This window comes from Streptomyces sp. NPDC085460, assembly GCF_044541975.1.
Lineage (GTDB): Bacteria > Actinomycetota > Actinomycetes > Streptomycetales > Streptomycetaceae > Streptomyces.
Window position 1 is genome coordinate 60,682 of record NZ_JBITTO010000018.1, and the last position, 24,478, is coordinate 85,159.

Sequence of the window (24,478 nt, forward strand, 5' to 3'; positions counted from 1 at the left end):
TCACCACCCACCACCGGAAAGGCAGTTCGCCATGCCCACACAGGCCCACGCCGACCATGCCGCCTTCGACCCGCGCCCCCGGTCCCGCCGCACCAGAACGGCACTCGCGGCGACCGGAGCCCTCGCCCTGCTCGCCGTCGGCGCCTGCGGCGCCGCCGACACCGGTGGCGGCGACGCCAAGACCGTCAGCCTGCACACCCCGTCGTGGGTCGGCGCCGAGGTCAACACGGCCGTCGCCGCATACCTGCTGGAGCACGAGCTCGGGTACGAGGTCAAGACCCAGCAGATGGACGAGACCCCGGCCTGGGACGCGATGAGCCAGGGCAAGATCGACGCGATCCTGGAGGACTGGGGCCACCCCCAGGAGGTGAAGCGCTACGTCGAGGGCAACAAGTCCGTCGTCCCAGCCGGCGACCTGGGCGTCACGGGCCACATCGGCTGGTTCGTCCCCAAGTACCTGGCGGACGAGAAGCCCGACATCACCGACCACAAGAACCTCAACACGTACGCGGACGTCTTCAAGACCCCGGAGAGCGGCGACAAGGGCCAGTTCATCAAGGGCGACCCGTCGTACGTCTCGCACGACAACGCCCTGATCAAGAACCTCGGCCTGAACTACAAGCCGATCGAGGCGGGCGCCGAGGCCACGCACCTGGCACAACTGGAGCAGCTGTACAAGAACAAGAAGCCCTTCCTCACCTACTGGTGGACCCCGCAGTGGATGAACGCCACCATGGACCTGGTCGAGGTGAAGCTGCCGCCGTACAAGGACGGCTGTGACGCCGACAAGAAGGCCGTCGCCTGCGCCTATCCGGACGTCCCGCTGAAGAAGTGGATGAACGCGGACTTCGCGAAGGAGGGCGGCGACGCGGCGGAGTTCCTGAAGAACTTCCACTGGACGACCGAGCAGCAGAACCTGGTCGCCAAGTACGTCGCCGCCGACAAGATGACCGCCGAGAAGGCGGCCGAGAAGTGGGTGAAGGAGAACGAGTCGGTCTGGAAGGCGTGGCTGCCGAAGAAGTGACCCGGCGGAAGGCTGGAGGACACACCGGCGCGCGCCGGAGATCGCGACCGGAGGCGACACCATGCCTCACGGACGTGTACGTCGCGATCGAAGCCTCCTGAGACCCTTCCTCCCCACGTGACGGCTGGGACCGCCGTGGCTCGCCGGCCGTACACCGAGCCGCGAGCGGTCCCGACGCGGGCGGGACGGTCTCGCCGGGCGGGCGCCTCGTCCACCCGTTCTCGGCCGGTGTCGCCGTCCCGCTCTTCGCCCATTTCGCCGCGGGCGTCACCGTCTCGGGCGACGCCCGCGGCACGTCTTCACCGACCCCGAGCCCCTCGCGGTCCTCATCCGCCTCGTCGTCCCGACCTACGTCACGGCAGGCCCGCATACCTGCCCTGGGCTCTGCTCGCCGCCCTGCTGCTCGCGCAGGTCATCTCGGAGAAGCGCTGACCCCGCACTCCGCACGGTCAGACGCGAAGATCCCGTCGCCGATAGCCGACCGCGCCGACAAGCGCGGCGAGGATGCCGACGGACGTCATCACCATGGCGGCAAGCCAACCGACAGGGGCGTCGGGTACGGCCGCCAGATGCGCGAAAGGAGACGCTTGTCCGATCCACGTCGGCCATCCCCAGGTGTCGGCGAAAACCTCCAGCAAGAACCCTCCCACGGCCGGGACGCATCCGGCCAACGCCACCGCGCGCGGAGCCCAGGCGAGCGCGAGCACCCCCGTACCCAGGCACAGGACGACCACGGGCAGAACGTTCCACGCCCCGGACAACGCGGCGAGAAGGCCGAGGCCGGCACCGACCACCCTGGCTCCGGCCCAGGTGGCGAGGCCGGCGACGGTCGTGAGCACGACGGCGCCCCCGATCGCGGTGGTGGCCTCGGCGGCGAGCAGCCTCACCCGGGTGACAGGCTGAGCGAGGAGCAGTGTCAGCCGTCGCGAGGATTCGTCCTGGGCCAGGTCGGCGAGCCGGACCGAGACAAACGCCCCGACGGGGACGGCCAGGAGCGCGAACAGCGCCGCCACGTATCCCTCGACGGTGGCCAGCCCGCCGAAGCCGGCCTGCGCGGCGAGCTCGGCGAACCGCGGGTTGGCGGTGAGGAATGCCGTCATGGAGACGGCAAGCACTCCGATGAGGAGGAAGTAGACACCGATCCCCACCGACCAGGCGGCCAGCGGCCGCAGAAGGCGACGTACGGCGAATGCCTGCGCCGAACCGAGCAGGACCCTGCGCGGCGCCCGGCCCGAAGGAGACGGCAGGTGGCCGCCGCGGATGTCCCGTCGTCCTGCCGAGGCGGTGGCGACGACGGCCAGCAGCGCGCAGACGGCTCCCAGGACCGCCAACGGCCCCACGTGGTCACCGTCGTAGGGGCGTGCGAGTGCAGCCATGCCGAAGGGCGAGAGCCAGCGCAGCCACTCCAGATCCGCGATGCCGTCTCCGACCATCTTGAGCAGCATGCCGACGCCGAGCACCGCCACCGCCGCCCCGCTGGCCGGTGTCCGCGCGGCGAACACCTGCGACGTGAGCGTACCCAGGGCGGCGAAGAACACCCCGCACAGGGCGAGACCCGTCGCGTGCGCCGCCGCGCCGCCCGCGGCCGCACCCGCGGCGACGAGACCGGTGAACGCGGCCACGCCCGCCAGGAGCACCCAGGCCACGAGGGTTACGAGGTGGCGCCCCACCACGCTCCTGACCGGCACACGCCCGGCGAGCAGGACGTCCCAACGGCCGGCGTCCTCCTCGCCCCGGGTGATCCGTGTCGCGGCGAGCAGCCCCCACACCGCGAGCAGCACCGAGAGCACGGTCCCGGTTCGCCACACGGCGAAACCGCCGGCGTCGTCCAGCGCCACGGGTTCGCCGAACAGCGTACGGATCGCCGGATTCTCCGCCAGGGCGGCCAGACCGGCGGCATCGGACGGGCTCGCGACGGTACTGCGATAGGCACCCACCGCCACCACGGACATCAGGGCCGTCAGCGCGATGACGACAGCCGCTCCCCGGTGAGTCTGACGCAGCGCCAGGCCCGTGACCGCCCACCTGGCGGAAGAGGCGGTTCGCGAGCCCTTCCCCAGTGCCGTCTCCGTGGCTGTCACCGCTCCTGCCCGCCGTAGTAGCCGAGGAAGATCTCCTCCAAGGACGGTTCACGCACGGCCAGACTCAGCACGTCGGCGGCCGCCAGTGCGTGCAGGGCCGGACCGGGCGGGCCGGTGAGGGCGAACCGGACCGTCGTCGCGTCGGTCGCCTCGACGTCCTCCACGCCGGGGATCCGGGTCAGGTCCGGCGGAGCGGTGGCGAAGACCGCCGTCACCTCCGTGCGATGCAGCCGCCGCAGCTCTCTGACGGTCGCGACGTCCACGAGCCGCCCCGCGCGCAGGATCGCCACCCTGTCGCAGACGGCTTCGACCTCGGCGAGCTGGTGCGAACTGAGGAAGACCGTCTGGCCGTTGTCCCGGGCCTCACCCACCGCTCGGCGGAACTCCCGTTCCACCAGTGGGTCCAGGCCGCTGGACGGCTCGTCCAGCACGAGCAGAGGGGCCCTGGTGGCGAAAGCCGCGATCAGCGCGACCTTCTGCCGGTTCCCCGTGGAGTACGTCCGGCCCGGCTTGGACGGATCCAGACCGAACCGCTCCACCAACTCGTCCCGGTAGACGAGGTCGGTGCCCGGCCCCGTCCGCGCCAGCAGTTCGAGCGTCTCGGCGCCGGTCAGCCGGGGCCACAGTGCTACGTCGGCGGGCACGTAGGCCAGACGGCGATGCGTCACGTCCACGTCGGCCGCGTCCGTGTCGAAGACCCGTGCCCGGCCGGCGGTCGGCCGGGCCAGCCCGAGCAGCAACCGGATGGTAGTGGACTTGCCGGCGCCGTTCGGCCCGAGAAAGCCGAACACCTCGCCCTGCGGGACGCTCAGATCCAGGCTGTCCAGCGCTGTCATGCGGCCGTAGCGCTTCGTGAGGGCTTCCGTACGGAGGGCGGGCGGGACCATGCGGCCTCCACGAGAGGAACGGCGGGCACACGGCCCCTGACCGCCGACCAGACTTCCCGGCACACCAGTCGTGAACGTACTCCCGCTCGAGCCCGCTGGACAAGAAGCAAGCACGGGCCGCCGCCGACGACATCAACGGGGCGGCGCGGGCCGACGGCCCGAAGATCCTTCGACAAGCACCGCTCCAGCCCCGTCTGACACGGCCATCACCACCTCCGGCACCTCGAGGAGACACGTCTACCGGGGGCCGACCGGTCGCCGTCCGGAGCCGGCTCAGGGGACCGGGGCCGTCATCACCGTGCCGTCGCCGAAGGTCAGGAAGTAGGCGCCACCGGACACCAGCACCGTGGTCGGCTGGGCCTTTTCTCCGGTGAGGGAACCGGCTCCCCGCGGCCAGTTCCGTACGGTGCTCAGGGAGGCCTGCGGAGTACCGTCGTCCAGGGCGAAGGCGCGCACACCCGCGGCGCCGAAGATCAGCAGCCTGTCCCCGGCCACCACCACGGAGTCTCCGCGGGTCCAGGTCGCGGCCCACTGCTCGTTCCCGCTGCGCACGTCGACCGCCTGGAGGTACCGGGAGCCCTCGCGGCGGCCGTCCCCCTCGGCGAAGAGCAGTCCGCCGCGGCTTACGGCCTCCGGGATGCCCGGGTGGGCGCCGTTCACCTGCCGCAGGGTCCTCGCGTCCACGATGCCGCCGCCGCAGACGTCGTAGGGGGAGTTCCGGATACGGCGGTCGCAGTTCCAGGGGGCCTCGGCCAGGGTCTTCCCGGTCGCCGGGTCGAGTGCGAGGGTCGCCTGGCTGCCGGTGAGCCACAAGCGGTCGCCGACGGTGTCCAGGCTCGACGGGAACGCCCAGGGGATCACCCGTTCCCATATCTGGGCGCGGTCGTCGGCGTCGTACGCGCGGAAGAGCATGTTGGCGGCGTGGCCCGCTCCGGCACCGCCCGCGTACGAGGTGAAGATCCGCCCGTCGCGGACGCGGACCACCGACGGGCTGTACCCCGTGCGGCCCGGCAGCCGGGCGACCGGCTTTCCGTCGGACAGGCTCAGCACGTCGAAACCGTCCCCGTCGGCCGCGGTGACATAGGCGTGCCGGGCGTCCACGTCGAGGCCGCCGACACCGAGGAGGCCGGTCGGCTCCCCCTCGGCGGGATAGCGCCACAACCATGAGCCGTCGGAGGCGTCCCGAGCCTCCAGCCGCGTCAGCCGTGTCGCCTCGTCCCGGATCCGGCAGACGAGTACGTCGCCGCTGAGCGCGCAGTCGTCCGCCGCGCCGGGCCCTTCGAAGGAGACCGCCCAGGGGCGCCAGTCCGCGGGCTGGAGGGTCCGGTCCAGGGCCTCGGGTCCGAAGTCCGCCATACCACTGGTCACCCTGGGCGCGGTGCGTGGCGCCGGCGTGGCAGAGGATCCGGTGGTTCCGCCGTTCGACCCGGCACTCCGCTCCGGTGCCGGACCGGCGTTTCCCGGAGCCTTCCGTCCGGGGGCGTCCGGGATGAGCAAAAGGGCGGTCGTCAGTACCCCGGCGAGCACCCCCGCGCCCGCGATGGCCAGGCGCAGCCTGCGGCCACGTGCCCACGCCCGGCTCCCGGTGCGGATCCGCCCGGGAGAGTCCCCGGCCGGGGTGGGGTCCGGGGCCGTCCGGGGCATCGGGGGAGTGGCCAAGGCGGCCGCGACGGCGGTCTCGTACGTACGGATGAGCTCGCGCACGTCGCCCGGCCAGGGGAAGGCCGCGGGGGCCGGCGCCGGGGGGACGCCCGGCCGGCCGGTGAAGGATGTGTCGAGCGTACGGATCAGCTCGGCGGTCGTCGGCCTGCGGTCGGGATCCCGGTGCAGGCAGGCGGTCACGATCTGCCGCAGGTCCTCCGGCAGACGGGAGAGGTCGGGCCGCCCCTGGGCGACGCGGTGCACGATCGCGGCGAGTTCGGTGTCCTCGAAGGGCCCGCGGCCGGTGGCGGCGAAGCAGAGCACCGCCCCGAGGCAGAACACGTCGGAGGCAGCGGTCACCGACCGGTCGGCCGCGATGTGCTCGGGCGACATGAAGCCCGGCGAACCCACCAGGACCCCGGCCGCCGTGAGCGCCGTCGCGTCGTACGCCTGGGCGATGCCGAAGTCGATCAACCGCGGTCCGCCGGCGCCGAGGACGACGTTGGCCGGCTTCAGGTCCCGGTGGACGAGCCGTGAGCCGTGCACGGCCGACAGCCCACGGGCCAGGGCAGCGCCCAGGTCCCGGACGACCGGGACGGGCAGCGGGCCCCGCCGGCGCACCGCCTCCGCCAGCGAAGGACCGGCGATGTACTCGGTGGCCAGCCATGGCCGTTCGGCCTCCGGGGCGGCGTCGACGAGAGCGGACACGTACGGGCCGCGGACGGCACGCGCCGCCTCCGCCTCGCGCCGGAAGCGGAGCCGGAAGTCGCCCTGCTGCTCCAGGTCGCCGCGTACGGTCTTCAGCGCGACCAGGTCCGCGGCACCACCGCCGGGCGGGACCGCGAGATGGACCGTACCCAGCCCGCCGGAACCGAGTTCGGCGAGCAGCCGGTACGGGCCGATGTCGTACGGGGCGTTGGCGTCGAGCGGGCGCAGCACGGGGCACCTCTCCGGTTCGGTCTGTCGTCACGGGTGTCGGACGGGTCTGGGTCGGACGGGTCTGGGTCGGCCGGTTCTGCGGACGGCGCGCGCAGGCTGTGCCGGCGGTCAGCGCCGCACGTCAGGCGGGGAGTTCGATGGACCGGACGGTGCCGTCGTGGAAGACGAGGTACAGCAGCCCGCCGAGTGAGATGACCTCGGGCGCCCAGACCTTGTTCGCCACGTCGTCGAACTCCCCGATGCCGTCGGCTCCGCCACCGGAACCCTTGGGCGGCCCGTAGCCGGGCGCTCCCTCGACCTCGTGCCGTTCGCTCCCACCACCGCGCAAGGGCAGGGTGTACAGAATCCGGTTGTCGGCGAAGAGAGCGGTCGATCCGACGATCACCGGCTCCGAGTGGAGGGCGCCGCCCTTGGCCGACTCGGCCTGGTCCGCCTCCGGCCCGGGCAGCGCTCCGACAGCGCGCGGGGCCCGGTCGGCGCCGGCGGCCGAGAGGTCGGTGAGTTCCACCGCGCCGGCGGCCGCGTTCGGTTCCAGGCCGTACTCCCGGCCTCCGGCGGCGACGACGCCCCGCGCCCGGGGCGGACGGGCATCGGGGTCCTGGTCCGCGGGGACCAGGCGCAGGGTGACCGCGTCCAGCACCGCGGTGTCCTGGCCCTCGATGTCGCAGTAGACCTGGCCGCCGTGAACGCGCATCGCGGAGCAGCTCTTGCCGCCCGGCACGGTCACCGGCGTCCGCTTACCGGTTCTGGCCTCGAACGCGACCACGCCGCCGTCGGTCACGGCGAGGAGCCTGCCCTCCACGAACGCCTCGGCACGGTACAGGCCGTAGCCGGCCATCGGCGCGTCGTGCGAGGTGAGTTCCGCCTCCCACAACCGTTCGCCGGTGCGGACGTCCACCGCGTACACGCTTCCCGGGCCGCCCAGGGTGAAGAACGCGACCTTGTCACCGAGCAAGGGATCGCCGTAGAGATCGGTCTCCCCGCCACCGCCCGTGTCGCGCTCCCAGAGGACCGTGCCGTCCGTGGCCGAGCGGCCTCTGACCACACCGGCCTCCATCGTGACGACGACATCGTCCTGGATCAGCGGGCTGCTGCCGCGCCCCGGGAGGACGACGCCCCGGTTGCCGGTCACGGCACGCTCACCGGGGGAGGGGGAGGCCGCCTTCCACAGCGGTTTCCCGTCGTAGGGGCGCACGGCCTCCAGTCCACCCGCCAGAGTGCGGCAGACCAGTACCTCGGGGCTGAGGGCACAGCTCCACGGCCGCTCCTCCAGCGTTCCCGACCACGGCTTCCAGCCTGCCGGGCGGGCGGCAGGATCGGCCGGGAAGTAGCGGCTGCGCTCGACACCGAGCCGGTCCAGGCCGGTGACCGCGGCGTCCTCGGCCGGCGGTGAACCCGACGTCGAGGGCGACGAGGAGCCGGCCGTCCCGGAAGAGGCCCCAGGCCCTGGCAGGCCGCCTCCCGCCTCGTCGCCGCTGTCGTTCTGCAAGGCCCTCAGGCCGAAGGCGCCCAGCACTCCGACGGCGAGGACCGCCGCGACCGCGGTGACGATCGCGCGTCGGCTCGGGCCTGGACGACCAGCGCCCGGAGCGGCGGGGGCCGTGCCGGGGGACGGCACGGAACCCTGCCCGTCCGGCGGGCGCGTGACCGTTTCGGCGCTGTGGACGGGAGGGGCGCCCGGCATCGTGGGCGCGGGAGTGGTCAGGGGGCCTGCCGCCGCGATGACCGCTTTGAGTTCGGATTCGTGGGTGGCCACCAACTCCCGGACGGCCGAAGGCCAGAGCGTCCGGCTCACGTCCTCCTCACCGGGCGAGGCGCCCCCCGGCACGCCGGACACCGCCCAGGCCGCCCCCACCTCACCCGCGTCACCGGACACGCCCGCCGAGGCCCCGGCATCCGCCCGCACCGCTGCCCGGAATCGCTCTTCCAGGGCCGCCGAGTCGGGCCGGTGGCCGGGGTCGAGGGACAGGCAGTCCTCGATCAGCGCGCGCACCGCGTCGGGCACCGCGCGGAGATCCGCCTCCGCCTGCGAGATCCGGTAGAGCACGGCGGCCAACGGGCCGGTACCGAAGGGGGATTCGCCGGTGGCGGCGTAACACAGCACCGTGCCCAGGCAGAAGACGTCCGACGCCGCCACCACATGCCGACCGCCCAGCACATGCTCCGGGGACATATGTCCCGGCGAGCCCAGCATCGCCCCCGTCGCGGTCATCGTGCTGGCGCCGAAGGCCCGCGCGATACCGAAGTCGATCACCTTGGCGCCGTCCCGGCCGAGCAGGACGTTCGACGGTTTCAGATCCCGGTGCTGGACACGGGCGTGGTGGATGCCACGCAGCCCCCGCACGAGATCGAACCCGAGGGCCCGCACGGTCGCCACGGGCAGGGGACCCGCCGTGCGGACCGCGTGATCCAACGTGGGCCCGACCACGTACTCGGTGGCCAGCCACGGCCGCGCGGCCTCCGCGTCGCCGGTCAGCAGCCGGGCGGCGAAGCGGCTCTCGACCGAGCGGGCGGTGTCCATCTCTCGGCGGAACCGGTCGCGGAACGCCTGGTCCCCGACCAGCTCGGGCCGGACGGTCTTCACCGCCGCCAGCCGCGGCCCGGCACCTCCGGCAGACGGGCGGGTGTCGGCACCGAGGAAGACCTCGCCCATGCCGCCCGAGCCGAGACGGGCGAGGATCCGGTACGGGCCGATGAGCCGGGAAGCCCGCTCCGGCAGCGCACCGAGCACGCTACGGCGCCTCCCGTACCCGTCCCACCCGTCGACTGCCATTCCTCACACCCCCGTTGACGTGTGGCGGTCCCTCACCGCACTCCCGACGATCAAGCCTGGCATCCGGCCACGCTCCGCGCCACCCTCGTCTGCGAGCGGCTCCGTACGCCCTGCATGGACCGGCGCAGGTTCGCTGAGCAGGAGGCGCCGGCCGGGCGGCGGCGACCGCCGAGCCTTCTGGGTCTGGGCCGACGCATCGTCCAGGGCGGCGTCGGATACGTGCCTCTATCGCGCGGCGGTAGGCGGCGGACGGACCGGGGCGAGGGAGCGGCGGGCGCGGGCGGAGGCAGCGCAGGCTCCTCCTCGGCTGCCTCCCCGCTGCTGATGCCGGCCGGCGCGGCGAGCGGCAGTGCCGCTTCCTGCCATCCCGAGGCAACGCGGCACGGGCGCCGGCGGCGCGAGCGTCGACTCCTGCGGCCCCTGACTCCCGTGCGGTTCAACCGCCGACGATTCATGCGCCCGGCCCGTACGAGGGTGAGGGTTGCGTGCCCGGCCGCGCCCGCCCATGTCGCCCCATCGCTGAGGCCACTGAACGCGTTCTCCACCAGGAACCTCGCCTGGCCGACCCACTCCACAGCGACCGGCGCGGAGGGCTGCTCCTGCTCAACGGTCGACGGCGTCAGCGGCAAGCGCCCTTGCTGAAGGTCGCGTGGGAGACGTAGAAGTCGAGCATGTCGGGGCCGGGCGGCGGCAGGTCCTCGGTTCCCTGAAAGACCACGGGTGGCTCCGGGTCCGGAGTCAGCGTGACGCGGACGCAGTATTCGGTGTCGGTGTCCTCGGTACCGACGGTGTAGCCGTCGCCGTCGTCCTCCTTGTGCGTCTCGACGCCGTATCCGGGTCCGATACCGCTCTCCTCGATCGCCTCGGCGATCAGGAAGCCACGGTCGCCCGAGAGACTCGTGTAGTGCCCCTTCCCGTCCAGATCCGCGACGCCCTTGTGGACGGCGTCGCGGATCTCGCCCTCACTCCACGTCGACTCGGCCCGCATGCCGAACAGCCCGCCGAGCGCGATGAGCGACGCCAGGACGATCAGTGCGAGACCTGCCGGATTGCGGGGGTTGTAGACGTACCGGCCCGTTCCCCACCCACTCCTGACGAAGACCGGTTCCTCGCTCACCATGACTCCGATCCGTGATCGGCCCGACCGGGCCCTGTCCGCGCGGCGTTCACCCGCAGCCCGCGCTGCGTGCGAGGTTCGTGGCCGCCTCCCGAACGACTGCCGCGCTGTTGCGCATCGCTGCGTCGCGTTCGACGAGCTCCTACTGCTGCTCCTCGCCCTTCGACGAGGGCGCGATGAAGGCCACGGTGATGCACTGGGGCGGGTCGAGTCCACGCGGGCGGCGCAGCCGTCGGGCAGCACCGCCTCGGCCTCCTCGGGGGAGCGCCCAGCGTGGGGAACCAGGCGAAGGACAACCGCCTGACCACCCCTTCCTACGTGCCGCCCGTTCCCGCAGCGCCCCGTCACTTCGCGATCCCGAGTTCCGCGCGGCGCAACTCTCCAGCGGTCAGGGCACCACATGCTGCCCCCACGAAGAGCACGCCCGGGATCGCGAACATGCTGCGTTGATCACTCTCCAGGACGGCGCCGACCACATGGAGCGTCGGTCTGCTCGCGCCAGCATCAGGCGTGCGAGGGCAGCAGCGAAGATCGGGAAGAGCGATACCGCAATCGCCGCTACCGGCCATCCCGAGTCAGCCAACGGCAGCGTCCCCGGCAGCCATGTGAGCCCGGAAAGCACAAGAAGTGCCGTGCCCAGTCCGGCCGCGAGACCCCCATTCAGCTTGAAGCTCCACCCCATGCATCACAGACTGGCACAGGAGCCGAACCGTGTAATTGCCGTCTCCCGGCAGAGTTCCAGCTCGCTGCGTTCCAGTAGACGCGGGTTCGCCGGGCCTCGGAATCGGCGAGCGAGTGCCTGCCGCATCGGATCCGACAGGATCCGAAGATCTGGCCGAGACTGCCGAGGACGTTGGCCCGATCGCCGACGAACCCGCCCTTGCTGCCCAGCTGAACCCTCGCTGGGACCGCCGGGCCAACTCCTCGAGCGACCCCCAAGAGATGCTCAGGCTCTGGTCCACCGAGGAAGGCACCCTGCCCAAAGAGCAGCGTGATGCCGCCCGGGCCCAGGCCGATAGGCGAGCCACCCGGTCTACGACGCCTACGTGGGCGAGGACACCCCCGTGGACTCGGCCCGGAACCCGATCACCTCCTTCGACTCGCCACACGACACCCGCCTGTGCGGCTGCGGCGAACCGGTTGCCGACGGCTGGTTCCTGGCCGGGCACGACCAGAAGGCGCTGCACGCCGGGGTCGCCAAGATCGGCTCCGTCCGCGAGTGCCTCGACTGGTTCGACAACACGTACGTCAAGCCAACGGCCGAGTAGCAGCTGAGCTCGCACCCCGCCATACCGCCGGAATCCGCTGAGACCCGCCGCACGCGACGGGCCTCAGGCCGTTCCTCCGCCCAGCTGTCTGCAACAGCCGCGGCCAACACCACGTAGCGCGACGCTGACTGACCACGATCCCGATCGCAAGTCATGGACACGCCACCGGCGGTCACGACGCCGCATAGATCTTCGTGATGGACTTCCCTGCCCCCGACGAGGGTTCGAGCCGAGCTGGTGACCGCGAAGATCTCCTGCCGCGGACGAGGTCTCAGCAGTCGCCCTGTGCGACCTGCACAGTCAGACTGACAGTGGCGGTCTTCCCCACACTGCGCGGCGGCTCGGGGGGAGAGAGGCGCATGCAGTAGGTGTCGGGCAGGTGTGCGGCGCCGATCTTGAAGCTGTCCTCCGTCGCGCTGCCAACCGCACCGCTCAGAGTGCCGTCGTCGGTGGGGCTGATGACGAGGTCGGAAACGGGACCCTCGTCCGTCGCCTCGATGGCGTCCCTGATCAGGCTCTCGTAGATGAAGTACACTTTCCGCGGCTCGGCCTCCAGATCGCGGGCGGCCCCGTGGACCGCGTCGCGCAGCTCGGACTCACTCCACTGCCCCTGGTCGGACACGTAGAGGTAGGAGCCGACGAGGCCGGCTACGGTCAGGAGCATCAGTACCCGCGCCACGGGGTTGCGCGAGTTGTAGACCCATCGGCCCCTCCGTACGAACACGGGCTCGCGGTCGTGCCACGCCACGCTCTCTCCTGTCGCTTTCGTATTTCTTCGTGGGCTCGGATGCCCGGGTTCCTGCGTATGCGCCGGCTCGCGGACTCGGGCCGCGTCGCGGGGCCGTACCCGCCGTGTCCGGGCGAGGCCCGTCCGGGCAGTCCGGGTACGGCGGGGTCGTGGATGCCTGCCGGGCGTCAGGCAGTGCAGCCGAGGGCCTTCTTCACCGCCGGTACCAGCCCCACGGCGAACGCCTGGAGGGTCGCGGCGCCGTACGGAGGCATCGCCGTCCACCGCGCCGTCGACGGTGACCAGCACACTGAGGTAAGCCGCTCCGGGCGCCGTGCACCCCGTGTTCACCATGGCCGCGGCGTCACCCAACGCGACGTGCTGCCCTTGTCATTGGATGCCCGCCACTCCCTCGGCCCCTGGCTAGGAACACGAGCGCAGCCCCGCCTCCGCCGAGAAGTCCCACTCCACCTCTTCACTCATGCGCCGTACTCGACCAGAGGCAGCGCGGCTCATCCACGGGGCACCGGTCAGTCGGATCAGAGATGATCTGGAACGTGACGAGCCGGGATGCGCGTCAGGCTTCGACTTCGCGGTACGCGGCGAGTGCGCTACGTTCGACCTTGGCGAGGAGCCCCTGCTGCGTGGATTCGTCCATGTTCCGCCGCTCCGCCCACAGGCGGGTCATGTCGACGCCTTGGGTGCGCAGACGCTCGTACCGATCGGCCTTCGGGGTGCTGCCCAGACTGTCCAGCCAGGTGGCCGCGAGGCCCTCCTCCGTCGCGGCGCGGCCGGCGCTGAGCCCGCCGAGTACAGCCGCGCGCCACTTCTGTGCGTCCTGCTCGTCCAGGTCCCGGGTGACCGAGTCGGCGATGCCGTCGAGAACGCCGAGCGCGCGGGCGCCCTCGGTCGGGGGCACGCTGAGGCCGTACCCCTTGGCGCCGGCGGGAACGCCCGCAAGGCGCTGTCCGCCGGTCCGGGTCTCTGCCAGACGGAGCGTCGCGTAGGCGTCGGGGTCCTGGGCGATGGCACGCAGGACGTTGTGGAGGGTGCCGGTGAGGACGGTGAGGTGGTAGGTGCCGTCGGACTGCCACGGCGGCTCCTGAGGGGCTGCCTTGGTGACGAAGTCCGGGACGGCGATGCCGCTGAGCATCGCGTGCAGGTCGGGTGCGTAGTCGGTCAGAGCGACGGCCAGGGGGCGGCGCAGGGCCGGGTCGACGGTGGTGTCGCCGGTCCCGTGTTCTCCCAGCGTGGTGAGGACGTCCTTGAGGGCCTGCGCCTGGGCGAGGGTGTGCTTGCCCTGACCGTCGCCGGCCGTGGCCTTCACGATGGCCTCGCCGAGGGCCTGGCAGCTCATGCCGGGCCGGACGCCCTCGCCGACGGACTTCTGGACACGGGGGTTCTCCGTCAGGTCGCCGCACGGAGGAGCCGACTCGCGGCCGAGCAGCAGCCATGCCCCGATACCGCCGAGCAGCGCCAGGCATATGCCGAGCACGATCACTGCTGTGGCCGCTCGGGGGCGGCGGGCTGAGTCCTTGGGCATGGTCGACTTCCTCCGTGGGCGGCCGGGTCAGTTGGTGGTGTCGGTCAGGTACTTCTGCGTGGTGTTGGTGCCCCGGTCATGGCCGTCGAGGATCTCACTCTTGAGCCCTGCCCTTTCGTCGGCGTCGATGTCCTGCCGGCCGTCGGCCCATGAGTCGACCATGAGGTTCATCTGGTTGTTGGCGTTGAGGTAGTGGTCGGCGATGCCCGCGTTGGCCGTGGTGTCCGCTTCGGCCTTCAGGTTGTTGCCCATGACCCAGGCCCAGGTGTCGACGCCGCGCTGGATCGAGTCGCCGAAGGCGATGGAGACCCCACCGGCGGTGGTGAAGTAGAGAGGGGTGACGGCCCCGCCGACGACGTGGTAGGCCATCTTCGACTTCCAGTCCGCCGCGCTGTAGGCGGACATACGCTCGTCGTTGATCACGTCCTCCCGGATGGCGCTGTAGGCGCCCAGGGTGGCCCCCGCGTTGCTGAGGGGGTTGCTCTGGGTGAAGCCGTCGGCGCCCTTCGGGATCTTCTCCATCTCCAGGCTGATGTACCGCGACTCCGCCTTGTGCAGCGTCGCGTACGCCTCCGGGTCGTCCGACAGGCCGCGCATGAACTGCGCCAGGTCCTTCTGGCTCGCCGCCATGTGGACCTTGTCGCCGTCGCGGAAGAACCCCTCGCCCGTCGCTGCGGTGACGTACTGGCTGCTGCCCATGCCGCCCAGGATCTGATGGGTGTCCTCGGTGTACGAGGCCAGGGCACGGGAGAGGGGCTCCCGCATGTTCTCGTGCACCTTCTGATCGGGGCCGAGGCCGGTGATCACGTCGTGCATGATGCGGGCCTGGCCCTCCGTGTGCGGGGTCACGGGCCAGGGGTCCTGGTTCGGTCCCAGAGGCGGATGACCCGTGGTCGACGACTCCAGGATCAGGCCCAGACCCGTACGGACGTCCCGCTCCTCGCTCTCGCGGTCGGCCTGGGTCTCGATGTTGCCGCGCCACTCCGGGGTGTCGACGAGGTTCCAGTCGCGATCCTTCAGCAGGTACTGCAGGTTGTCGTTCTTGCCCTCCGGCCCGGGATCGAGGTACGAGGTCGCGGCATCGGGATCCTTGGCCATGAGGCCGAGCACTCCGTCGAGCGGGTCGTTGGCGAACCACCCGCCGTCCTTGCCGCTGAAATCACCCTGCAGGTCCCAGACGCCGGGGTCACCGCCGCGCTTCTTGTCCTCGGCCGTACGGATGTCGTCGGCCAGGTCGTGCAGGAAGGAATCGGAGTAGCCGTCGCCCTGCTGCATGAGCGTGACCAGGCTCTGATAGCCACGGACCTGCTGACCGTGACCCCGGCTGATCACGTTCGGACGCTCGCCGGCCTCCTTGAGGTCGAACTTCTCGGTACCGGCCTGCTTCAACTGCTCACGGAAGTCCTTGTAGAACGCCGACTTCGGGTCCCGCATGGCGTTCGAGAGGGAGTTCGCCAGCCCCTTCTCCAGACCGAGGTAGGTCTCCCGCTGCTTCTTGTCGTCGTGATAGGCGAGATCGTTCAGCCGGTTCGTGAACCTCAGGGTGCCCTGCGCCCCCATCCCGTTCAGGAACGTCTGGGTGAACTCGGGCCGGGAGGAGTTGTCACGGAAGGACCGCTGCAGCTCTGCCAGGTCCGCGGCCGAGACCTTCTCCCCGCCGTTGATCCGGGTGGCGATGTCCTCCGCCCGATCCGCCTCGTACAGTTCGACATCGCTCTTCGCGCCCGCGTTGAAGCCGTCGAAGGTGCCGTCGAGCGGATTGCTGTCCACCACGACCGCCTCCAGGGCGATCCGGACGCCGTCGTCGGCGTCGGCCACCGCCTTGACGGCTGCGGTGATCGCCGCGTTCCACTCGCCCACCGACGAGCGGACCGAGTCCTGGTAGCTGGGGTCGTGGATGTAGGCGCTGCGTTCACTGTCATTGAGCCGGGCGGTGTCGAACGAGACGTGCCCCTGCTCGGACACCGCCATCCCCGCCTTGACCGCGTCGTCCCGGACGCCGCGCACCTTGCCGCGCAGGTCGACGAACTGGGCGTGCGCGTCGCGCAGCAGCGCCGCGATCGCCTTCGCCTCCTTCTGCGCGGCCTTGTACTCGCTCAAGGTCACGGCGAACCGGGCGTTCGCGGCTTCCGCGCTCTGCCCCTGCCAGGACGGAGCCAGGGATATCCCGTGGACGTCCCGCTCGTACTGCTCTTCCAGCTTCTTGAACTCACCCGCCATGTCATCCCACTTCGACGCGGCGGAGGTGAGCTTGGACAGGTCGGTGGTCATCACTTCGTGGTACGTCGGCATGCTTCCCCCAGGCCGTCACGGACAGTTCGGTTCCCAGCCGGCTCAGAGCTTGTCGAGTCCGGACGACTGGCGCGTCTGCAGACCGACGCCCACGTCGGTGTTCCGCAGCAGGAGCGACGTGCCGCGCAGGGCACTCTTCTCCGACCCCAGCCGTCCCATCAGCCCCTTGACCTGCCGCTCCCACACCGCATGGGCCTTCTTCAGCGCCGGAGAGGTGTCCCACCCTTCTCCGTCCTTGCCACTGAACTCGCTGACCGCGGCGCTCGTGGTCGACTCGGCCGTGTCACCGGCCTTCTTCGTGTCGGGCTCAAGGTGCTTCTCGATGGCGTCGGCGGCGGCCTTCTTCTGCGCCGGCGTCGACACGAGATTCGCGGAACCCCCACCCCCGGCCGCCGATGCGACCTGGTTCAGCAGCATCTGCTGCCCACCCGCCTCTGCTGCGCCCTGCCCCCGTTCGGCCCAAGCCACGCTGCCGCCCCCCGTCGATGAACTGTTGTACGTCGGTCCAAGATCACTTTACCCATCGCGATCAGAAACGGTCAGGCAGGATCGAAATGAGGGAGCCGCCCTTGCACAGCCCCGGCCCCTGCCCCCCCGGCCCGGTCATCACGTCAGGCAGCAACGGAACGCTTGCCGGAGCACCTTCGGCCAGGAGCCCTCGCAGCTCTCCAACGGCCCCGGCGGCGGGGGAGGGGGAGGGGGGAGGGGGCGGCACCGAACAACAGAACCCCCGCGCGTGCGGGATCGGTCCCCGAGAAGCCCGCCCGCCCCCGGGGAAAGTGCGGCGTTCCGCTCTCCGCGCCGGCGCGGAGAGCGGAACGCCGCATGGTGAAGCTGTTCTGGGCGAGACGGCCGCCTCGTACACTCACGCAAATGGAGGACCACACGGTCACCGGGCTGGCCGCACGTCCGGCCCCCGCATTGAGGGACTACGTCGACTCGTACGTCGGCTTCGATCTCCGCGGACTCCCCGCGGGAGTGCACTGCGGCCCGCCGAGCCGCGCGCTCACCGCGGTGATCAGCCTGTCCGACCCCCTGGAGGTGGCGGCGGGCGTGGACGACGGGTCACCGGTCACCCCCTTCGGCGGCGTGGCCGGCGGTCTGATGTGCCGGTCCGTCGCGATACACCACGACGGACGCCAAAAGGGTGTCCAGGTGTCGCTGACACCGCTCGGAGCCAGGGCCGTCTACGGCATGCCCGCCGCCGAGCTCGCCCACCGCCTGGTCCCCCTCGACGACCTCCTCGGAGCGCTCGCCGCCGAGGTCGTCGACCGGCTCCGATCGGCGACGACATGGGCGGCTCGGTTCACCGCGCTGGACGAACTGCTCCTCCGGGCTGTCGGCAATGCCGCCGCCCGCGACCACGCGCACCGGGTCCGCCCCGAGGTGGCCGAGGCATGGCGCCGCCTCGTCGCCGCGCGGGGCCGCGTCCAAGTCGGCACGGTCGCCGCGGAACTCGGCTGGAGCCGCCGGTACCTCACCGAGCGGTTCCGCGCTGAAGTGGGCCTGTCGCCGAAGACCGCCGCCCGCGTCCTGCGCTTCGAGCACGCGCACGAACTGGCGGCGGCGCGGGATCCGCTCCCGTGGGGCGACGTGGCAGCCGCGTCCGGCTACGCCGACCAAGCCCATCTGGTACGGGACTGGCGCGAGTTCACGGGCCGCTCACCGACGGCCTGGCGCCACGGCGAGGTCCTCCTCGGAGCCGGGTAACCCGCCGCCCGTCCGCCCACCGCCCGTCCGCCCACCGCTCGTCTGCCCACCGCTCGTCTGCCCACCGCCCGTCCGTCGGCCCATCCATCGCGCCGGCTCCTCTTCCCATTTCTTCAAGACCGCCCGATCGCCGCAGTGGACGATCGTCGGCATGAGACTCGTCGACAACGAACGCAAGAGCATGGACCTCCGGACCACCCCCGTGCACCTCGGCCGGGGATCGACAGCGAAACCCGTCGAAGGCTTCGCATGGCACCCGGACGTGCTCCAGGCATACAGCGCCGCGGTCGCGTCAGACGGCGCCGAAGGCCGGATGGTGATGATCTTCGACGGCGACGGACTCGGCGACCACGCGGAGCGCCACCCCGCGGGCGACGAATTGGTCGTCTGCCTCAGCGGGTCCGTGACGGTCACCCGTGACGTGGACGGGCTGCCCGACCGAGTGCGGCTCGGACCGGGCGAGGCCACCATCAACCCGGCCGGCGTATGGCACGTGGTCGACATGGAGGGGCCGGCGTCCATCCTGGCCATCACGGCGACCCTCGGCACCGATCACCGTCCCCGGACCGACCTCCGCCCGACCGAACCGGTCGGCGCGCCCCATCCAGAGGAAGCGCCGTGACGACACGCATCGCCTGCCTCGGGGACAGCATCACCCGAGCGCAGTTCAGCGCCGACTACCTGGCCCTTCTCGGACGCCGCCACCGACACGACCGACACGACCCGCACCACCGAAGCCACCCTCCCGTCGACGTGCACCCCACCCGCTTCGGCGTCAACGGCGACTTCGCCTACAACCTCCTGCAGCGCCTCGACGCCGTCGTCACCAACCCACCCGATGCGATCACCATTCTGATCGGCACCAACGACGCCCGAGCGAGCCTTCCCGGCTACCCCGTCGAGCAGGCCATGAAGCGCAAACAGCTCCCCGAACGCCCGTCGCCAGACTGGTTCCAACGGTGCCTGAGCGACGTCGTCGCACGGCTGCGAGCGGAGACCGACGCGAGGATCGGTCTGCTCTCGCTCCCGGTCCTCGGCCAGCAACTCGACGGAGCGGCGGCACAGGCATCGCAGGCGTACAGCCGGATGATCGCCGAGGTCGCCGCCACCCACGAGGTGTCCTACCTCCCGCTCCACGAACGCCAGACCGAGGAACTCCGCCGAGCGGACCCGCCGCCGATCCCCTACCGGGAGGCGACACCCGCAGCGGTCATCGGCGTCCTCGCCCAGCACACACTGCTGCGCCGCAGCCTCGACACGATCGCGCGGCGGCGGGGTCTCGTCCTCACGACCGACCACATCCACCAGAACAGCCGCGGCGCCACCCTCATCGCCGAGGCCATCGACACCGGTCTCCTGACCCAGAGCACATAGCCACTTCCGGCTCCCGGCCCCGCTTCCGGCCCCCGCCCCCCGGCCGCCACATCGTCCGCGGCTACTTCACGGGGGCGCTGTAGGAGGTGCCGCATCCGTCCTTGCGGTAGTACACCTTCACCGCGTCGATCTTGCCCTTGACGGTGATGGTGCCGTTGGCCTTCTCGCCCTTGAACAACTCGACGGCGCGCAGGTCGGTCTCCCCTCCGAAGACCTCGGTGTTGTACTTCACCCCGTCGGCGTCCTTGACCTCGAAGTACAGCGGGTTGACGGAGATCTTGTCGTCGGTGTTGTTGGTGACGGTGACCTTGAGCGACGTGTAGTCGTCGCTGTCGTGGAACACGGTCTTCTTGAAGGGGCCTTGGCCGCCGTGATGGTGACGGGCAGCGTCTCGGTGGCCTTCGGCTTCGGGTCCTCGGCCGGCTTGCTCGCGGGTGCGGCAGCCTGGGACTTGGCGTCGGACGACTGGCCGGCCTTCGGCTTGGCGTCGGCGTTCTCGTCGCTGCCGGAGGAGTTGACGACGTTGGCGGTGCAGGAGACGAAGAACAGCCCACCGAGAACGAAGGTGGCGATCTTCCAGCCGTTGCGCTGCTTCTGGGGCGGAGGCGGACCCCACTGCGGGGGCTGCTGGGGGTAGCCGGGGCCGGCCGGCTGCGAGGGCGTGGACACGCGTGACTCCTGGGAAACGAGGGTGTGCGCGCACAGCTAGGCCGGTGTCAATCCGTGCCACTACTGCACAACAAGACGTCAGCGGAACGTCCCGATCGCGGGCGTCGAGAGCGACGAATACACCAACCCCCGCCGAATCCTGATCGCACGGGCCGGCGGTCCCGCGTACCAGAGCCGGCCGCGCGCGAGGGTGCGCGCGGCCGGCTTGAGGGAGGTTCGGTCAGCTCAGAAGAGGTTGCCGAGATAGAAGCGCTGCTCGACCGAGTCGGACTGCCGCGGGGCGAGGGGCATCTTCCACTGGCCGGTTCCCCGATAGAGGTGCAGGACGGTGTCGTCTGTCATACGTCCGTTGGACGCGAGGAGGTCGTTGCGGCCGTCTGCGTCGACGTCGCCGATGCCGATGATATCGTCGTACGTGTTCCAGCCGCCGCCGATGCGGGTGCGGGCGGAGAAGGTGCCGTCGCCCTTGCCGAGGTAGAGCCACAGGACGCCGGCGCGGTCGCGGGCGACGAGGTCGCCGGCGGGGCCGCCGGCGAGGTTGCCGGTGGCGGTGAGCTGGTTGTAGATGCCCCAGCCGCCGCCGATCCGGGTGCGCGGGGCGAAGGGTGCCTTGTGGCCGCTCTTGCCTACGTAAACCCACAGCACGCCGCTTTTGTCGCGGGCGACGGTGTCGCCATTGCGGGTACCGCCCAGGTCGCCGGCGGCGAGGATCCGGTCGTACGCGTTCCACCCGCCCCCGATCGGGAGCGTATACGGAGACTCGTACGCGTCGAGACTCCACACCTGCCGGATGTCGTACGAGGAGAGGTTGCCGTTCCGGTCGCGGGCGAGGACGTCGGGGGAGCCGTTGTCGTCGAAGTCGTGCGGGCGCGGGGCACGGGTGAGGGTGAAGGACCCCTTGCGCTCGACGGCCGGCCCGATGCCGTTGGAGGGCGTGGCCGTCATCGTCCAGGTGTAGGCGCCGTTGAACGCCGGAAGGCCGTCCTTGTACAGCCCGTCCCACGTGAGGGAGTGGGCGGTGACGCCGTCGCGGGGCAATTGGTCGAGCTTCACGGTCCGGCCGGACGCCGTGTGGGTGAGGGTCAGCGTCGTCGAGGCGTTGAAGCGGCTGAGGGTCCAGCCGGCGGTCAGCTTGCCGCCCGCGCGGTCGAAGTCGAACGTGCCGGTCGGCGGAAGGGTCTGCTTCACCACGGCGAGGCCGGTGGGCCGGTCGGAGGAGCGCACCAGGGTGGCGGTGGGCTTGCCGGTGACGGGGTCGGGGGCGATCCGGTACAGGCCCTCGCCGTGGGCGAGGGTGCCGCCGAGGACGAGCAGGCTCCCGTCGGGACTGTTCGCCACCGAGCCCGCGTGGTCCAGCAGCCGCACCTCCGCCCCGCCGTTCAGGGAGCGCGCGGTGAGCGGCGTGTACGGGTGCGGGGAGGTGGCGGTGCCTCCGCCCGGCTTGACCAGCGTCACCCAGTCGCCCACGTGGTGCACCGTCAGACCGTTCGTCTCCCGGCGGATCAGCGGCGTGGTGGATACGGGTGAGCCCGTGGCACGGGAGAGCACCTGCAGCTGCGGGTCGGTCCCGTACGGATTGAGAACCCAGGTCAGGTGGGTAGGCGTGACGGTGATCGCGGTGTGGTTCGCCTCGGGAAGGAAGTCATGGGACGCGGTGACCGCACCGGTGGCGATGTCCACCGTGCTGAGCCGAGCCCGGTAGTACCCGTTCGCCATCGGCTCCCCGTAGGAGACGGCGAGGCTGTCCGGACCGGAGGAGTAACTGAACATCAGCCTCGATCCCACGGCCAGATCGACCTTCCGGTCGGTGACCTGACCGTTCTCGCCCCGCGAGACGAGGTGGAACTCCTCGGCTCCACCCACGGTGGCCGTCATCAACAGCGACTCGCCCACGACCCGGTCCACCACGTACGGGGTGGCGGCGGTGTTGAACGCCGAGGTGTCGATTACGACCGGCCCGACCGCACCGCTCATGTCGGTGAGCGTGTACACGGCCCCTTTCTGCGACACGACCAGGTCGGTACCGGCACTGCCCCAGTAGGACCCAGCCGGCAGGGCGGTGGTGACGCCGTCGGCCAGTCGCGTCCACCGGTGGACGGCCGAGGCACCGGTACCGGTGCGGCTGAGCATGCCGGTCTCCCCGGCGCTGAGCATTACGGAATCGGTGGGTATGGCCAGCGGCGCGACCGCTTCCGCCGCCACCCCAGTCTCTCCCTCCGCCGTCGGAGCCGCGAAAGCCGGTGTACTCAAGCCCCCAGCGCTCACGGAGAGAACGAGGGCTACGGCCGGGCCGAGGTATTTCAAAGGAGGGAAGACCTCCGTGGTGTGGTGTGGTGCGGTGTGGGCGACGTTCACCTCACCCACACCAGACTCGTCACGGCCGTTCAAGGTTGTACGGCTCTGGCCAGGATCCTGCGCACCCCGCCCCCGGAACCCCCATCGCGTGTGTTCATGGCGGGGGCGAGGTCAGAACAAGCGGTTGAACTCGCCCCAGCCGCCGCCGATCGGGGTCCGCCCGGTGAACGGTGCGGTCGCCTTGCCCGTGCCCTTGTACAGCCACAGGACACCGGCCCGGTCGGTGGCGACCGCGTCGGCGCGGCCGTCGTCGGTGAGGTCGCCGGCGACGACGAGCTGGTCGTACCCGCCCCAGCCCGCGCCGACGCGGGTCCGGCCGGCGTACGGAGCGCTGCCGCTGCCGCTGCCCTTGTACAGCCACAGCACGCCGGACCTGTCGCGGGCCAGCAGATCGGCGCGGCCGTCGCCGCTCAGGTCGGCGCCGCCGGCGAGCCGGTCGTACCCGCCCCAGCCCGCGCCGACGCGGACCCGGGTCTTGAACCGGTTGCCGTCGACGAGCCGGCCCGTGCCCTTGTACAGCCACAGGACGCCGGCCTTGTCGCGGGCGAGGAGGTCGACGTACCCGTCCCGGTCGAGGTCCCCGGCGCCGTCGAGGCGGTCGTAGATGTTCCAGCCGGTGCCTACGCGGACGCGGGGCGCGAAGGGCTTGTCGGTGCCGAACTGGCGGTCGTAGTACCAGAGCGTGCCGGAAGCGTCGCGGGCGACGACATCGCCCAGACGGCGGGTGACGGCCGACGGCTTCACGGCGCCGGGATAGTAGGGGGCCTGGGCGGCGGGGGAGAGGGAGGTGAGGGCGGTGTAGGTCTGCCAGCCGGGCCCGATCAGGTCCCGGTAGGCGAGGGGCGCGTCGGCGTCGCGCGTACCCGAGTACTTCCACAGCCTGCCGGTGGTGTCGCGGGCCATGAGCCCGTGGAAGGGCCGGACCGTGCTGCCCTGGACGGCGAACGGGGCGCTGGTGTGCCGGACAAAAGCCTCGGGAGGCGTGGCAGCGGTGTAGAGGTCATAGCTGGTGTAGGCCACGTACTTCTGCGCGTACTGGCCCGGCGCACTGGTGAGCTCGTAACCGATGACGTGATCGCCGGGTTCGAGCTCGCAGTGCAGAGTGGCCCCGGCCGCACCCGAGTCGAGTTCGGGGATGGGCACGGTGCACTCGGCGCCGGCATCGGGAGTCGGCTTGCCGAGGCGGATGACGGTTGTGACCCTGATCAGCTGGCCCGGGGCTTTGGTGAAGCGCAGGGCGAGCCGTCCGGCGTCCGCCGCGTGGACGCGGAGCTGCTGTCTGACCGTTCCGCCGTTCGGGACAGCCGGAGTGTCGAAGGCGACGGTGTTGAGTGCGGCGGAGGCAGCGGACTTCACCGTGACCTTGGCGGTGCCGCGCCCGCCGGCGGCGGGGAGACTGCCGGCGCTGCGGGCCTCCTTCACAGCCGCGGCGAGGTCGCCGCCGTCCGGCATGTAGGCGAAGCCCCAGTACAGGGTGGTGTCGGTGGCGTCGACGGGCACAACGGCGTCGGGATCGCCGGTTATCGGTGTTTGGCAGACGAAGACGCCCGTGTACCCGGCGGCCTGGGTACAGCTGTTGGCGCGGGCGACGTAGCCCTTCGGAAGGCCCGCCCCGGCGCCCGCCGGGTCGGTCATCGGCTTCGTGCCGACCGTGACGACGACCTTCCCCCACAGGGTCGTGCCGGACTCGACGATCGGGAAGAAGCGGGGCATGGAGCCCGGCCCCGCCACCACGTCGTACCCGGACAGCTTCAGCTCGTCCGCCGCGGAGGCGGTGGTCGGAGCGAGGAGGGTTCCCGCGGTCAGGAAGCCGGCGGCTGCGAAGAGCGCGGCCGTCCGACGGATGTGACGTGTCATGGATCCTTCAGGGTGAAGTAGTGCGTGGTCAACGACCTTGCAATGCAGCCGAGTTGGCTGCGCAGAGGTGACAGGGTGTGAGCACGATCGGTTCATCGGCCCGGGCGCATCCCGTGTGACGGCGGGATGGCGGGCCGGTCAGGAGGCTGCCGCTCACCGGGCCCCGATCCGCCTTGTCGCCGATTAAGACACGCCTGGTCGCCGAGGGACAAGCACTGGGC

At 71.2% G+C, this 24,478-nt stretch carries 18 protein-coding genes; 6 read left to right on the forward strand and 12 right to left on the reverse strand.

Annotated features, from left to right (window positions below):
- Positions 1-31: 31 nt before the first annotated feature.
- Positions 32-1,024, forward strand: coding sequence for an ABC transporter substrate-binding protein (locus ACIGHB_RS32445; RefSeq protein ID WP_399918162.1), 993 nt, complete (start codon positions 32-34; stop codon positions 1,022-1,024).
- Between the two features lie 449 nt (positions 1,025-1,473).
- Here ACIGHB_RS32445 and ACIGHB_RS32450 read toward each other — a convergent pair whose 3' ends face one another.
- From ACIGHB_RS32450 to ACIGHB_RS32470, 5 genes are all read right to left on the reverse strand, one after another.
- Positions 1,474-3,105, reverse strand: a complete 1,632-nt coding sequence (locus ACIGHB_RS32450; protein WP_399918164.1) for an ABC transporter permease — start codon at positions 3,103-3,105, stop codon at positions 1,474-1,476.
- Positions 3,102-3,992 carry an ATP-binding cassette domain-containing protein gene (locus tag ACIGHB_RS32455; RefSeq protein WP_399918166.1) on the reverse strand — a complete coding sequence of 297 codons (891 nt, stop codon included), beginning with the start codon at positions 3,990-3,992 and terminating at the stop codon, positions 3,102-3,104. Before ACIGHB_RS32455 ends, ACIGHB_RS32450 begins: the two co-directional genes overlap by 4 nt.
- Before the next feature lie 273 nt (positions 3,993-4,265).
- Positions 4,266-6,572, reverse strand: a complete 2,307-nt coding sequence (locus tag ACIGHB_RS32460) for a protein kinase (RefSeq protein ID WP_399918168.1) — start codon at positions 6,570-6,572, stop codon at positions 4,266-4,268.
- 121 nt (positions 6,573-6,693) lie between these two features.
- Positions 6,694-9,303 carry a PQQ-binding-like beta-propeller repeat protein gene (locus ACIGHB_RS32465; RefSeq protein WP_399918170.1) on the reverse strand — a complete coding sequence of 870 codons (2,610 nt, stop codon included), beginning with the start codon at positions 9,301-9,303 and terminating at the stop codon, positions 6,694-6,696.
- 661 nt (positions 9,304-9,964) lie between these two features.
- On the reverse strand, positions 9,965-10,465 hold the full coding sequence (locus ACIGHB_RS32470; protein WP_399918172.1) for a hypothetical protein: 501 nt from the start codon (positions 10,463-10,465) through the stop codon (positions 9,965-9,967).
- A 1,043-nt stretch (positions 10,466-11,508) separates the two neighbouring features.
- Here ACIGHB_RS32470 and ACIGHB_RS32475 point away from each other — a divergent pair.
- The gene (locus tag ACIGHB_RS32475) at positions 11,509-11,730 is read left to right on the forward strand and encodes a hypothetical protein (RefSeq protein WP_399918173.1); all 222 of its coding nucleotides are present in this window, start codon (positions 11,509-11,511) and stop codon (positions 11,728-11,730) included.
- A 271-nt stretch (positions 11,731-12,001) separates the two neighbouring features.
- On the opposite strand, the gene ACIGHB_RS32480 is transcribed toward ACIGHB_RS32475, so the two are convergent.
- The 4 genes from ACIGHB_RS32480 to ACIGHB_RS32495 all read right to left on the reverse strand — a co-directional run bounded on the left by ACIGHB_RS32480 (position 12,002) and on the right by ACIGHB_RS32495 (position 16,709).
- Positions 12,002-12,478 carry a hypothetical protein gene (locus tag ACIGHB_RS32480; RefSeq protein ID WP_399918175.1) on the reverse strand — a complete coding sequence of 159 codons (477 nt, stop codon included), beginning with the start codon at positions 12,476-12,478 and terminating at the stop codon, positions 12,002-12,004.
- A 556-nt stretch (positions 12,479-13,034) separates the two neighbouring features.
- Positions 13,035-14,000, reverse strand: a complete 966-nt coding sequence (locus tag ACIGHB_RS32485; protein WP_399918176.1) for a hypothetical protein — start codon at positions 13,998-14,000, stop codon at positions 13,035-13,037.
- 27 nt (positions 14,001-14,027) lie between these two features.
- The gene (locus tag ACIGHB_RS32490) at positions 14,028-16,271 is read right to left on the reverse strand and encodes a DUF6571 family protein (protein WP_399918178.1); all 2,244 of its coding nucleotides are present in this window, start codon (positions 16,269-16,271) and stop codon (positions 14,028-14,030) included.
- Between the two features lie 63 nt (positions 16,272-16,334).
- Positions 16,335-16,709, reverse strand: coding sequence for a hypothetical protein (locus tag ACIGHB_RS32495; RefSeq protein ID WP_399918180.1), 375 nt, complete (start codon positions 16,707-16,709; stop codon positions 16,335-16,337).
- Between the two features lie 456 nt (positions 16,710-17,165).
- On the opposite strand from ACIGHB_RS32495, the gene ACIGHB_RS32500 reads away from it, so the two are divergent.
- The 3 genes from ACIGHB_RS32500 to ACIGHB_RS32510 all read left to right on the forward strand — a co-directional run bounded on the left by ACIGHB_RS32500 (position 17,166) and on the right by ACIGHB_RS32510 (position 19,376).
- Entirely contained in the window at positions 17,166-18,002 is an 837-nt protein-coding gene (locus ACIGHB_RS32500; protein WP_399918182.1) for a helix-turn-helix domain-containing protein, read from the forward strand.
- 151 nt (positions 18,003-18,153) lie between these two features.
- Complete coding sequence (locus ACIGHB_RS32505; protein WP_399918183.1) at positions 18,154-18,624, forward strand: cupin domain-containing protein; 471 nt, start codon at positions 18,154-18,156, stop codon at positions 18,622-18,624.
- Positions 18,621-19,376: an SGNH/GDSL hydrolase family protein gene (locus ACIGHB_RS32510; protein WP_399918185.1), complete on the forward strand. Its 756-nt coding sequence runs from the start codon at positions 18,621-18,623 to the stop codon at positions 19,374-19,376. Before ACIGHB_RS32505 ends, ACIGHB_RS32510 begins: the two co-directional genes overlap by 4 nt.
- A 61-nt stretch (positions 19,377-19,437) precedes the next feature.
- Here ACIGHB_RS32510 and ACIGHB_RS32515 read toward each other — a convergent pair whose 3' ends face one another.
- A complete protein-coding gene (locus ACIGHB_RS32515; protein ID WP_399918187.1) occupies positions 19,438-19,719 on the reverse strand; it encodes a DUF4352 domain-containing protein in 282 nt (93 codons plus the stop codon).
- A gap of 18 nt (positions 19,720-19,737) precedes the next feature.
- Here ACIGHB_RS32515 and ACIGHB_RS32520 point away from each other — a divergent pair, with 18 nt between their 5' ends.
- Complete coding sequence (locus tag ACIGHB_RS32520) at positions 19,738-20,013, forward strand: hypothetical protein (RefSeq protein WP_399918189.1); 276 nt, start codon at positions 19,738-19,740, stop codon at positions 20,011-20,013.
- 257 nt (positions 20,014-20,270) lie between these two features.
- On the opposite strand, the gene ACIGHB_RS32525 is transcribed toward ACIGHB_RS32520, so the two are convergent.
- The gene (locus ACIGHB_RS32525) at positions 20,271-22,247 is read right to left on the reverse strand and encodes a FlgD immunoglobulin-like domain containing protein (protein ID WP_399918191.1); all 1,977 of its coding nucleotides are present in this window, start codon (positions 22,245-22,247) and stop codon (positions 20,271-20,273) included.
- A 264-nt stretch (positions 22,248-22,511) separates the two neighbouring features.
- On the reverse strand, positions 22,512-24,257 hold the full coding sequence (locus ACIGHB_RS32530) for an FG-GAP repeat domain-containing protein (RefSeq protein ID WP_399918193.1): 1,746 nt from the start codon (positions 24,255-24,257) through the stop codon (positions 22,512-22,514).
- Between the last annotated feature and the right edge of the window lie 221 nt (positions 24,258-24,478).